The following is a 12819-nucleotide window of genomic DNA, read 5'->3' as shown; positions in this document are numbered from 1 at the left end:
GTCACCTGTATAACCAGTAAGCGGTGGCGTCGATGTTGGCACCACTCGCGATATAACGTTTAAGCGCGGCGGTGTTGCCCATCTGGGTTGCCACCCGCAGAGTCAAAAGCTGTTGCTGCTGCGCCCAGTGAAGCGCCGCCTGCATGAGTTTTTCGCCCATGCCGCGCCCGGCTAATAAACCAATACGCCCCTCGTTCGCGTTGAGCTTACGAAGCGAGACAAATCCCTCAATCTGGCCGTCTGCAGTGCGAAACACCAGGCATACATGGTCAAAGGTGCCTTTTACCGCGTTCTCTACCCACTGGGCGTAGAAACGCCCACTGTCGTCCGGTGCATACCACGGTGCGCGAAAACGGCTCCGGGCAAACGCCTGCGCCGCCATCTGACGCAGCGCGGGGATATCCTGCTCCGTTGCCACTTCCGCACCGGGCGAATCATGACGGACGAGCGTAATGGACAGATCAACCTCGCCTTCAACCAGCTGAAAACCTTGTTGCTGGAGCGCATCGAGCAGGTCGGCACGGTCTGCGGGGATCCTGGCCTGCACCCGCGGCCAGGCGGTGAAATCGGCGTCAGTCAGAACCGGCGCATCGTCGCGCAGGCGCACGATGGCTGATGGCAGACCAAAAAAGGCACTCTCCCACTCAAGGGACTCGAGAACCCCCTTCAGGTGGCTCAACGCCAGACACCTTTCGTATCAACCACGTACTGTTGGCGTACGGCATCACCGGACGTCGCTTTAAATTCTTTATGATCCACCAGCAGCACCAGCACATCCGCCGTCGCCAGCGCCTCATCCAGCGCGGTCAACGTACAGTGGCCCGCCAGTTTTGCCGGCAGTTCATGAATATTGGGTTCAACCACCAGCGTTTCGCCGGTGTGCCAGCCAGCGATCATCTCTGCAATCTCCATCGCCGGGCTTTCGCGTAAGTCGTCAATATTCGGTTTGAATGCCAGACCAAAGCAGGCAATTTTCAGCTCACTGGCGCGTTTGCCGCTCTCAGCCAGACAGTCCGCTACGGTGGCTTTCACCTGACTGAGCACCCAGTGTGGCTTGCTGTCATTCACTTCACGCGCGGTGCGGATCAGGCGGGCCTGCGCCGGGTTTTGCGCCACAATAAACCACGGGTCGACGGCGATACAGTGACCGCCCACGCCCGGGCCAGGCTGGAGGATATTCACGCGCGGATGGCGATTCGCCAGGCTAATCAACTCCCAGACGTTAATCCCCTGATCGGCGCAAATCAGCGACAGTTCATTCGCGAAGGCGATATTCACGTCCCGGAAACTATTTTCCGTGAGCTTGCACATTTCGGCGGTGCGGGAGTTGGTCACCACACATTCGCCTTCAAGGAAAATCTTGTAAAGCGCGCTGGCGCGTGCAGAACAGACTGGCGTCATGCCGCCGATCACGCGATCGTTTTTAATCAGCTCTACCATCACCTGACCTGGCAGCACGCGCTCAGGACAGTAAGCAATATTGATATCAGCTTGCTCGCCCACCTGCTGCGGGAAGCGTAAGTCAGGTCGGGCTTGCGCCAGCCACTGCGCCATCTGTTCGGTAGCACCGACGGGCGAAGTGGATTCCAGGATCACCAGAGCCCCTTTTTTCAGGACCGGTGCAATCGATTTTGCCGCCGCTTCGACGTAAGCCATGTCGGGCTCATGGTCGCCTTTAAAGGGGGTTGGCACCGCAATAAGATATGCATCCGCCTCGACCGGCGTCGTGCTGGCACGCAGGAATCCGCCATCAACCGCCTCTTTCACCACGCGGTCGAGATCGGGCTCCACGATATGAATTTCGCCACGGTTAATGGTTTCCACCGCACGCGCGTTGATATCCACGCCCACAACCTGTTTTTGACGGGAGGCAAACGCTGCCGCGGTGGGCAAGCCAATGTAGCCAAGACCAATGACAGAGATGGTAGTAAAACTCATAGCGATACCCGATTGTGTTTAAGTGCATGCAAAATACGGCCACAAGCCTGCCCATCGCCATACGGGTTATGGGCCCGGCTCATCGCCTGATACTCTTCGTCGTCGTGCAGCAGGCGCGTCACCTCTTCGACGATCAGCTGTGCATTGGTGCCGACCAGACGTACCGTGCCCGCTTTCACCGCTTCCGGGCGTTCAGTCGTTTCACGCATGACCAGCACAGGCTTGCCGAGAGACGGCGCCTCTTCCTGAATACCACCGGAATCGGTCAGGATCAGCCAGGCGTGGTTCATCAGCCAGACAAACGGCAAGTAGTCCTGCGGTTCAATCAGCAGGACGTTTTCTATATGCCCAAGGATACGATTGACCGGCTCGCTGACGTTAGGATTAAGGTGTACCGGGTAGACAATCTGCACATCCTGATTCTGCGCGGCGATTTCCGCCAGGGCATGACAGATTTGCTCAAAACCGCGTCCAAAGCTCTCGCGACGGTGGCCGGTGACCAGAATGGTTTTTTTGCCATTGTTCAGGAAGGGGTAGCGTGCGGCGAGTTCTTTCTGAAGATCGTTGTTTGACAGCACGCGGTCACGAACCCAAATCAGGGCATCAATCACCGTATTCCCGGTGACAAAGATTTTGTTGTCGGCAATATTTTCACGCAGCAGGTTCTGTCGTGAATTTTCGGTGGGCGCAAAATGGTACATCGCCAGATGGCCGGTGAGTGTGCGGTTGGCCTCTTCGGGCCACGGCGAGTAAAGGTTGCCGGTACGCAGACCCGCCTCAACGTGGCCGACAGGAATTCGCTGGTAAAACGCAGCCAGGCTGGTTGCCACCGTGGTGGTGGTATCGCCATGCACCAGAACCACATCAGGCTTGAAGGACTCCAGAATCGGCTTGAGCTCTTGCAGAATACGGCAGGTTATCTCCGTTAACCCCTGCCCCGGCTTCATAATATTGAGATCGTAATCCGGGACGATAGAAAAGAGAGTTAAGACCTGATCGAGCATCTCACGGTGTTGGGCAGTGACGCACACTTTCGCTTCAATATCAGGATCACTGGCCAGCGCATGAACCAGAGGTGCCATCTTAATGGCCTCCGGCCTGGTGCCAAATACGGTAAGTACTTTCACATCGATTCTCTTCGATTAAACGATGAAGGCCGCAGCCTTCATCGTAGACGGCGTTCTTAGTTAGTGCGACGACGCGTTAACGCCACGCCTGCGCCAGTCAGTGCACCCACAATCCCCCACATGATCATCAGGAATGCGCGGCGCGGACTATCGCGTTTTACAGGTTCTTCAGGCGTTCGCAAATAACGATAGGTCTGAAAACGCGGGTCCATTGTTGGACCGACATTCAGGGTGTTCAGCATCGCGCGGTTTTGATCGTAGTCGAGGTCAAAATCAGGGCCAACGGCCTGGAGGTTTTCCAGTCGAGCCTGCAGCATTGGGCGCCCGAGAAGGAACATTTCTGAATCAGGCAGTTCATCTGCCGGCACGTCCGTCTCGGTGCGGGAAATATTGTGCTGTTCGGCAATTTTTAGCGCCTGCTCAATATTGTGTACACGGCGGGCGAAGATGGCTTTAGCCACCTCTTCCTGACGTTTAACCTGCGCTTTCATCTGGATAGTACGGGCAGCCCAGGCACCTTTCAGCTCTTCATTAAGGTGGCTTGCCGCACGCTGGCTGGCAAAGGCAACGTACTGGCGCAACAGGTTATTGGCATCCGGCGCGGTTTCGGCAATCAGCTTGACGCTGTCGTTGACGTTACGTAGCGCATCTCCCGGCATAAACTGAATGTTGTTAATCATGTCATCCAGCAGCGCGGCATCGGCTTTACTGTTGCCCACCATCCGTTGCTTGTAATAATCCGTCTGGCTCCAGAAATCACGGCGCGTATCCCAGGAAGCCAGCTGCATCACAAACTCTTTATAGGCCTCATCCATGACGGAAGCCTGATCTGGGGTGGCCAGATTGGCTTTGATATCCAGGTTACGCAGGAACTGCTGCTGGGAATAGAACCCCCCGAGCATATTAACCGTTGGTTTATCAGTGATTGCCGTAGCGCTCCACTCTTGTTTTGCAAAGAAGGTGTAGGCCAGCGCTAACAATGCAAACCCCAGCGCGATCCCCGCAATCCAAAGTTTGCCTGCCCACAACACGCGAAACAAACCCCGAATATCCAGCTCATTCTCAGTTACCACTGATTTCGCTCCCGCCAACGGTTGAGTCATCATAGTCCCGGTTTTACTTAGTTAATGTTGTATTGTTGCCACTGTTGCGACGCATCCTGCGTTTAAGACGTTTAATAAACCGCGCCACTTTCCATGCGCGCTTAATGCAGTAGCCGTACAGGAAAAACGCTAGCAAGAATAATACCAACATGACCCATTCAGGGATGAAATGAGCATATTCCGCAGCCACCCCAATTGCGGCCAGAATAGCGGCAGCCAGGGTAATCAGCACAAACGCCTGACGTGAAGTAAAACCGGCACGCATAATGAGATGGTGAATATGCTGGCGATCGGGAGAGAAAGGACTCATTCCTTTACGCAGACGACGATACATAATCGCCACCATATCCATTAGCGGAATGGCAATAATCCACAGCGCTGTTACCGGGCTAATCGGGTGAGTTTTACCCTGTGTGGTCTCCAGCAAAATCCAGATAACGGTAAAGCCGATCAGCGTACTGCCCGCATCACCCATAAACACTTTATAGCGACGACCGAGCGCACCGAGATTTAAGAGGATATAAGGCAGAATGGCGGCAATCATGGCAAAACACCACATCGACAGGCTGTACTGACCATCGAACCATAAAATGATGCCGATTGCGGCAAACGAAACCGACGACAATCCACCGAGCAGGCCGTCAATACCATCCACCATGTTGAAAGCATTTATCGCCGCCCAGACGGCAAACAGTGTCAGGAAGAAGCCAAAGGGCCCCAGTACTAACTCCCAGGGTCCGAACACATAACCGAGGCTTCTCAGGTATAGCCCACCAACGACCATCATGATCACGCCAATGGCGGCCTGGACGGTGGCGCGAATTTTTACCGCGATATCGAACCGATCATCCAGCGCCCCGACTAACACCAGGACACCGGCGCAGGCAAGGTAGAGGGCGGCGTGTGGAATATAATAATCCGCAATACCAAACGTGAAACAGATACCAGCGTAAACAGAAATCCCTCCAACCAGAGGAATAAGTCCCTGATGACGTTTACGAAAATTAGGCTTATCCACCAACCCTATTCTTTTGGCCACCTTACGCGCGATGAACAAAAAACAGGTTGTGAATAAAAAAATACTGATTAGCTCAGTAACGGCGGTGAGTAGATTCACAATGGATTGCTCTCAACAAAAGTTAGTCCCGGAAGTATAACCATGAAGCCCCTGCCTCAGAAGTAATAAAGAAGGCTTCTTACAACTCCCTTTGTATATTTTTCAATCAATTATTTCGTTAACTGCACAAACAGTCTTATTGTCGCACTGACTGGTCTGAAATGGGAGTCTGCATTAATAGCGTATAAGCCATAAAAGAAAAACGCCACGTAAAAACGTGGCGCTTGCTGGCTTTATTTGCGTTACGAGCGTTTCATCATATCGAAGAAATCGTCGTTAGTTTTGGTCATCGCCAGTTTGTTAATGAGGAACTCCATTGCGTCGATTTCACCCATTGGATGGATGATTTTGCGCAGGATCCACATTTTCTGCAGCTCTTCCTGGGTGGTGAGCAGCTCTTCTTTACGGGTACCGGAACGGTTATAGTCGATAGCCGGGAAGACGCGTTTCTCAGCAATTTTACGAGAGAGGTGCAGTTCCATGTTACCTGTACCTTTAAACTCTTCGTAAATAACTTCGTCCATTTTGGAACCCGTATCGATCAGCGCCGTAGCGATGATGGTCAGGCTGCCGCCCTCTTCCACGTTACGTGCCGCACCGAAGAAGCGTTTTGGACGATGCAGGGCGTTAGCGTCCACACCCCCCGTCAGCACTTTACCGGAAGCCGGAACGACGGTGTTGTAGGCACGCGCCAGACGGGTGATGGAGTCGAGCAGGATGATCACGTCTTTCTTGTGTTCAACCAGGCGTTTCGCCTTCTCGATAACCATTTCCGCAACCTGAACGTGGCGAGATGCGGGTTCGTCAAAGGTAGAAGCAACCACTTCACCTTTAACCAGACGCTGCATCTCGGTCACTTCTTCCGGACGTTCGTCAATCAGCAGTACCATCAGTACGCAGTCTGGGTGGTTATAAGCGATGCTCTGCGCGATATTCTGCAGCAGCATGGTTTTACCCGCTTTTGGCGGTGCGACGATCAGACCACGCTGGCCACGACCGATTGGCGATGCCAGATCCAGGACGCGAGCGGTTAAATCTTCAGTTGAGCCGTTACCACGCTCCATGCGCAGGCGAGAGTTCGCGTGCAGCGGCGTTAAGTTCTCAAACAGGATCTTATTACGGGAGTTTTCCGGTTTGTCGAAGTTAACTTCATTCACTTTCAACAGCGCAAAGTAGCGTTCACCCTCTTTTGGAGGACGAATCTTACCTGAAATGGTGTCACCAGTGCGGAGGTTGAAACGGCGGATTTGGCTAGGGGATACGTAGATGTCGTCAGGGCCGGCGAGGTAGGAGCTGTCTGCAGAGCGGAGGAAACCAAATCCGTCTTGCAATATCTCCAGCACACCGTCGCCAAAGATATCTTCGCCACTCTTAGCGTGCTGCTTCAGGATGGCGAAAATGATGTCCTGCTTGCGCATACGAGCCTGGTTTTCCAGCCCCATATTTTCGCCGAGAGTGATCAGCTCAGAAACCGGCGTATTCTTTAATTCGGTAAGATTCATAATGGTGTGGGTTCTTAAACTCGGGGTGATACTCGAACTTAATGTTGTGAATGGTATGGCAGGGTCATCCATGCCTGTTTAGCGGCCATCAACTCATGTCTGTTCGCTGTCTGGTCACAGGGAAAAAACGCAGAACTGAAACGACAAGACGGATTGAGTGACAAGCCCGGAATTTAGCAACTTCACGCACTGTTTGTGTCAACAACGGGAAGTATCGGGTAAAACAAGATTCAAACAACAAGATATGTTTAAAACGAAGTCATAGCTAACTTAGCACGACTTCAGCCGGGCGTCCAGAGTTCCACATAATTTAGGCGCTCTGGACGCGCAGCAAAGAAACCTTACGCCAGGTTAGCGTCGAGGAACTCTTTCAGTTGACCTTTGGACAGTGCGCCCACTTTGGTCGCTGCCACTTCGCCGTTTTTGAACAGCAGCAGGGTCGGAATGCCACGGATACCGTATTTTGGTGCGGTGCCCGGGTTCTGGTCGATGTTCAGCTTGGCAACGGTCAGTTTGCCCTGATATTCGTCAGCGATCTCATCCAGAATCGGGGCGATCATTTTGCAAGGACCACACCATTCAGCCCAGAAATCGACGAGTGTCAGCCCGTCAGCCTTAAGTACGTCCGTGTCAAAACTGTCGTCAGTCAGGTGAATAATTTTATCGCTCATATATAACTCCACAGGAATAAGCCTGGTGCGTTGGTTTCGCCCTCATCAACGACGTGTTGATGTCGCATTAACCAACTAAAGGTTGACTTTATTTCACCGGATACGCTTTCGTAAAGCAATAGTAAGCTGATATTCTACCACACTATGAGCAAAACACATTTAACAGAACAGAAGTTTTCCGACTTCGCCCTGCACCCAAAAGTGATCGAAGCCCTTGAAAATAAAGGGTTTCATAACTGCACGCCCATTCAGGCTCTCGCCCTGCCGCTGACGCTGGCGGGACGTGACGTAGCAGGGCAGGCGCAAACCGGTACTGGCAAAACGATGGCGTTTTTAACGTCAACGTTTCATTATTTACTTTCTCATCCAGCGATTGCAGACCGCAAAGTTAACCAGCCGCGCGCGCTAATTATGGCCCCGACGCGAGAACTGGCGGTACAGATCCACGCAGACGCTGAACCCCTGATGCAGGCTACGGGCCTGAAAATCGGCCTGGCTTATGGCGGCGATGGTTACGATAAGCAGCTGAAAGTGCTGGAAAGCGGTGTGGATATCCTGATCGGTACCACCGGCCGTCTTATCGACTACGCAAAACAGAACCACATTAACCTTGGTGCCATCCAGGTTGTGGTGCTGGATGAAGCTGATCGTATGTACGATCTGGGCTTCATTAAAGATATCCGCTGGCTGTTCCGCCGCATGCCACCCGCGAATCAGCGCCTCAACATGCTGTTCTCTGCGACCCTGTCGTATCGCGTACGCGAACTGGCATTCGAGCAGATGAACAACGCCGAATATGTGGAAGTGGAACCCGAGCAGAAAACCGGCCACCGCATCAAAGAAGAACTCTTCTATCCTTCCAATGAAGAGAAAATGCGTCTTCTGCAAACGCTGATCGAAGAAGAGTGGCCAGACCGCGCCATTATCTTCGCGAACACCAAGCACCGCTGTGAAGATATCTGGGGCCATCTGGCTGCAGACGGTCACCGTGTTGGCCTGCTGACGGGCGATGTTGCGCAGAAAAAACGCCTGCGTATTCTTGAAGAATTCACCCGTGGCGATCTCGATATTCTGGTCGCCACCGACGTCGCAGCGCGCGGCCTGCACATTCCAGCCGTTACGCACGTCTTTAACTATGACCTGCCGGATGACTGCGAAGACTATGTACACCGTATCGGTCGTACCGGTCGTGCGGGTGCAAGCGGCCACTCTATCAGCCTCGCGTGTGAAGAGTATGCGCTGAACCTGCCGGCGATTGAGACGTACATCGGCCATTCTATTCCGGTGAGTAAGTACAACCCGGATGCGCTATTAAGCGAACTGCCGCCGGCTAAGCGCCTTACCCGCGCCCGCTCCGGCAATGGCCCGCGTCGATCTGGCGCGCCGCGTAATCGTCGTCGCTCAGGTTAAAAAATTATGCTCAGCTCCACCTCGCTTTATGCGGCAATTGATCTCGGTTCGAATAGTTTTCATATGCTGGTTGTGCGCGAGGTGGCGGGAAGCATACAAACGCTGACGCGCATTAAGCGCAAGGTCCGCCTCGCGGCGGGCCTGAGCAGCGATAATCACCTCTCTCCTGAAGCCATGGAACGTGGCTGGCAGTGCCTGCGACTCTTTGCAGAGCGTCTGCAGGATATCCCGCATTCCCAAATCACCGTCGTCGCCACAGCGACACTCCGCCTGGCGGTTAACGCCGTGGATTTTATTGCCAAAGCGCAGGAAATTCTCGGTTGTCCGGTGCAGGTTATCAGCGGTGAAGAAGAAGCGCGCCTGATTTATCAGGGCGTTGCGCACACCACAGGGGGCGACGATCGTCGTCTGGTTGTGGATATCGGGGGCGCCAGTACCGAACTCGTGACCGGCACCGGTGCGCAGGCAACGTCGCTATTCAGCCTGTCGATGGGTTGCGTAACCTGGCTTGAGCGCTACTTTACTGACCGCAATCTGGGTCAGGAAAACTTCGACGAGGCGGAAACTGCCGCACGCGAGGTGTTACGCCCGGTGATGGACGAACTGCGCTACCACGGCTGGAAAGTCTGCGTGGGGGCCTCCGGTACCGTGCAGGCATTGCAGGAAATTATGATGGCGCAAGGCATGGATGAGCGGATCACGCTTGCCAAGCTTCAGCAGCTTAAACAGCGGGCCATTCAGTGCGGGCGTCTTGAAGAGCTGGAAATTGAAGGCCTGACGCTTGAACGCGCGCTGGTATTCCCGAGCGGGCTCGCGATCCTGATCGCCATCTTCACCGAACTGAACATCAAATGTATGACGCTGGCGGGTGGCGCGCTGCGTGAAGGTCTGGTCTACGGGATGTTGCACCTGTCGGTCGATCAGGACATTCGCAGCCGTACCCTGCGAAACGTGCAGCGTCGTTTCCTGGTTGATATCGATCAGGCAGGCCGCGTGGCACAGCTGGCGTCACGCTTCGCCAATCATGTGGCTAACACCTGGGATCTGGACCCTTTGAGTCGCGATCTGCTGCTAAGTGCCTGTGCACTGCATGAAATCGGGCTGAGCATTGATTTTAAACAGGCCCCGGCTCATGCCGCTTATCTGGTGCGTAACCTCGATTTACCCGGCTATACCCCTGCGCAGAAAAAGTTGCTGGCAACGCTGCTGCTGAACCAGACCAATGCCGTTGACCTCTCCTCTTTGCATCAGCAAAACGCCGTGCCGCCGCGCGTAGCCGAGCATATGTGCCGCCTGCTGCGTCTGGCTATTTTGTTTGCCAGCCGCCGCCGCGATGATTTGCTGCCGGCACTCAATCTGGTGGCGGATGACGAAAAACTTTCGCTGACGTTGCCGGAAAACTGGCTGGATAATCATCCGCTTGGGGCGGAGATGGTCGAGCAGGAGTGTCAGTGGCAAAGCTACGTACACTGGGTGCTTGAGGTGAAATAACAGGGCGGACATGCCCGGTAGCGCTACGCTTGCCGGGAGTGTAACAACCTACCCCTTCTCTTTGGCTTTCGCCAGCATGGCGCGGATGTTAGCGACGTTCGCCTGCCCCTTATGCATCCGCTCTTCAGCCGTAATCACTTTACGCTCCTGCTCCCAGATGAGGTCGTCCTGCGGAAGTTCCAGCAGGAAACGGCTCGGCTCCGGGCGCACCAGTTCGCCATATTGTCTACGCTCTTTGCACAGCGTGAAGGTCAGCTCTTTCTGAGCGCGCGTGATGCCTACATAGGCCAGACGGCGCTCCTCATCGACGTTATCTTCATCAATGCTGCTCTGGTGCGGCAGTAACCCCTCTTCCATGCCAACCAGATAGACATACGGGAATTCCAGACCTTTTGATGCATGCAGCGTCATCAGCTGAACCTGATCGGCCTCTTCTTCGCTCTCGCCGCGCTCCATCATATCGCGCAGGGTAAAGCGGGTAACCACCTGCGTCAGGGTCATCGGTTCATCAATCTCCGAGCCTTCCAGCATTTCAGTCATCCAGCTGAACAGCTGGTTAACGTTTTTCATGCGCATCTCGGCCGCTTTCGGACTGGCGGAGGTTTCATACAGCCAGGACTCGTAGTCGATACCGTGGATAAGGTCGCGCACGGCGGCGATAGGTTCGCGCTCTGCCAGCCGCTGCACTTCACCAAGCCAGTGGGTAAAGCGGGTTAATGAATCGTAGCCGCGTCCGGTGAGTGTCTGACTCAGCCCCATATCGAAGCTGGCAGTAAACAGACTCTTATTACGCGTCATCGCCCACTCGCCAAGCTTTTGTAGCGTCGCCGGGCCAATTTCCCGTTTCGGGGTATTCACGATACGCAGAAACGCGCTGTCATCATCCGGGTTAGTGAGCACACGCAGGTAGGCCAGAAGATCTTTGATTTCGGGCCGCGAGAAGAAGGAGGTTCCGCCCGAAATTTTGTACGGGATGCGGTTTTGCATCAGCATCTTTTCAAAGACGCGTGACTGGTGGTTGCCGCGATAGAGGATCGCGTAATCTTTGTATTCGGTTTTATTGACGAAGTGGTGGGCGATAAGTTCGCCTGTGACCCGCTCCGCTTCGTGCTCTTCATTGTTGGCACTGAGCACTTTAAGCTCTGTACCGTAACCCAGTTCGGAGAACAGGCGTTTTTCGAACACGTGCGGGTTGTTGGCGATCAGGATGTTCGCGGCTTTAAGGATACGCCCGGAGGAACGGTAGTTCTGCTCCAGTTTGATCACCTGCAGCGCCGGGAAATCTTTACTCAGCAGGACCAGGTTTTGCGGACGCGCACCGCGCCAGGAGTAAATGGACTGATCGTCATCTCCGACCACCGTGAAACGCGCGCGCTGTCCCACCAGCAGCTTCACCAGTTCATACTGGCTGGTATTGGTGTCCTGATACTCATCCACCAGCAGGTAGCGGATTTTATTCTGCCAGCGCTCACGCACCTCTTCATTACGCTGCAGCAGTAGCGTGGGAAGCAGGATCAGGTCGTCGAAATCCAGCACGTTACAGGCTTTCATATGCGCATCGTACAGACCGTAGCAGTGGGCGAAGATCCGATCCCGCTCGCCTTTGGCGATCGCCGCGGCCTGGGCCGGGGTCATCAGATCGTTTTTCCAGTTGGAGATCGTTGAGATCAGCTGCTGCAGCAGAACCTTATCATCTTCGATCAGCCCCTCGGTGAGCTCCTTGAGCAGGGCCACCTGGTCGGTATCGTCGAACAGTGAGAAGTTGGATTTCATCCCCAACGCGGCGTATTCACGTTTGATGATATCCAGCCCCAGCGTATGGAAGGTGGAAATCATCAGACCGCGCGCCTCTTTACGCCCCAGCGTCTGGCCGACACGCTCTTTCATCTCGCGCGCTGCTTTGTTGGTGAACGTCACCGCCGCGATGTGGCGAGCCTGATACCCGCAGCCGCGGATCAGGTGGGCAATCTTATTGGTGATGACGCGCGTTTTGCCGGATCCCGCGCCCGCCAGCACCAGACAGGGTCCAGTGACAAATTCGACGGCTTGTTGTTGTCCGGGGTTTAAACGCATAAATGATCACTCAATGAAAGTCAGGAGGGGAGAATAACAGCGTGGTAGTATAGCGAGCCTAATCCATACCACTCAAGGCACGATCATGGCAAAAACCGCGGCAGCACTGCATATCCTTGTAAAAGAAGAAAAACTGGCTCTGGATCTTCTCGAGCAGATCAAAAACGGCGCCGACTTCGGCAAGCTGGCGAAGAAACACTCTATTTGTCCGTCAGGTAAACGCGGCGGTGATTTAGGTGAATTCCGTCAGGGTCAAATGGTTCCGGCGTTCGATAAAGTGGTCTTTTCCTGCCCGGTGCTGGAACCCACAGGCCCACTGCACACGCAGTTTGGCTACCATGTTATTAAGGTTCTGTACCGCAAATAACAGCAAGGCCTTCTCTCAGA

Annotated in this window: 11 protein-coding genes; 3 read left to right on the top strand and 8 right to left on the bottom strand. The window is 54.3% G+C overall.

From position 1 onward, the window contains the following. Nucleotide 1 precedes the first annotated feature (1 nt). The 7 genes from rffC to trxA form a co-directional block, all read right to left on the bottom strand. Nucleotides 2-679, bottom strand: coding sequence for a dTDP-4-amino-4,6-dideoxy-D-galactose acyltransferase (rffC, locus tag BJ887_RS01100; protein WP_044867830.1), 678 nt, complete (start codon nucleotides 677-679; stop codon nucleotides 2-4). Further along, a complete protein-coding gene (gene wecC / locus BJ887_RS01095) occupies nucleotides 676-1938 on the bottom strand; it encodes a UDP-N-acetyl-D-mannosamine dehydrogenase (protein ID WP_121339084.1) in 1263 nt (420 codons plus the stop codon). Before wecC ends, rffC begins: the two co-directional genes overlap by 4 nt. Continuing rightward, a complete protein-coding gene (wecB, locus tag BJ887_RS01090; protein ID WP_014172153.1) occupies nucleotides 1935-3065 on the bottom strand; it encodes a non-hydrolyzing UDP-N-acetylglucosamine 2-epimerase in 1131 nt (376 codons plus the stop codon). Before wecB ends, wecC begins: the two co-directional genes overlap by 4 nt. A 56-nt stretch (nucleotides 3066-3121) precedes the next feature. Further along, a complete protein-coding gene (gene wzzE, locus BJ887_RS01085) occupies nucleotides 3122-4168 on the bottom strand; it encodes an ECA polysaccharide chain length modulation protein (RefSeq protein WP_020882894.1) in 1047 nt (348 codons plus the stop codon). Between the two features lie 13 nt (nucleotides 4169-4181). Next, the gene (wecA, locus tag BJ887_RS01080) at nucleotides 4182-5285 is read right to left on the bottom strand and encodes a UDP-N-acetylglucosamine--undecaprenyl-phosphate N-acetylglucosaminephosphotransferase (protein WP_014172155.1); all 1104 of its coding nucleotides are present in this window, start codon (nucleotides 5283-5285) and stop codon (nucleotides 4182-4184) included. Between the two features lie 242 nt (nucleotides 5286-5527). Then, nucleotides 5528-6787, bottom strand: a complete 1260-nt coding sequence (gene rho, locus BJ887_RS01075) for a transcription termination factor Rho (protein ID WP_008501566.1) — start codon at nucleotides 6785-6787, stop codon at nucleotides 5528-5530. 341 nt (nucleotides 6788-7128) lie between these two features. Next, a complete protein-coding gene (gene trxA / locus BJ887_RS01070; protein WP_004386384.1) occupies nucleotides 7129-7458 on the bottom strand; it encodes a thioredoxin TrxA in 330 nt (109 codons plus the stop codon). A gap of 144 nt (nucleotides 7459-7602) precedes the next feature. On the opposite strand from trxA, the gene rhlB reads away from it, so the two are divergent. Together rhlB and gppA are read left to right on the top strand one after the other, a co-directional pair. Further along, complete coding sequence (rhlB, locus tag BJ887_RS01065) at nucleotides 7603-8868, top strand: ATP-dependent RNA helicase RhlB (RefSeq protein ID WP_014172158.1); 1266 nt, start codon at nucleotides 7603-7605, stop codon at nucleotides 8866-8868. 6 nt (nucleotides 8869-8874) lie between these two features. After that, entirely contained in the window at nucleotides 8875-10359 is a 1485-nt protein-coding gene (gene gppA / locus BJ887_RS01060; RefSeq protein WP_121339082.1) for a guanosine-5'-triphosphate,3'-diphosphate diphosphatase, read from the top strand. A 48-nt stretch (nucleotides 10360-10407) separates the two neighbouring features. On the opposite strand, the gene rep is transcribed toward gppA, so the two are convergent. Beyond that, nucleotides 10408-12432 carry a DNA helicase Rep gene (gene rep, locus BJ887_RS01055; RefSeq protein WP_014172160.1) on the bottom strand — a complete coding sequence of 675 codons (2025 nt, stop codon included), beginning with the start codon at nucleotides 12430-12432 and terminating at the stop codon, nucleotides 10408-10410. Between the two features lie 85 nt (nucleotides 12433-12517). On the opposite strand from rep, the gene ppiC reads away from it, so the two are divergent. After that, complete coding sequence (gene ppiC / locus BJ887_RS01050) at nucleotides 12518-12799, top strand: peptidylprolyl isomerase PpiC (protein WP_008501570.1); 282 nt, start codon at nucleotides 12518-12520, stop codon at nucleotides 12797-12799. Nucleotides 12800-12819: the final 20 nt, after the last annotated feature.

Origin of the sequence: Enterobacter sp. WPR_3_1, from assembly GCF_003635055.1 — a bacterium.
Classification (GTDB): Bacteria; Pseudomonadota; Gammaproteobacteria; order Enterobacterales; family Enterobacteriaceae; genus Enterobacter; species Enterobacter ludwigii.
This window is presented reverse-complemented; position numbering and strand designations above follow the sequence as displayed.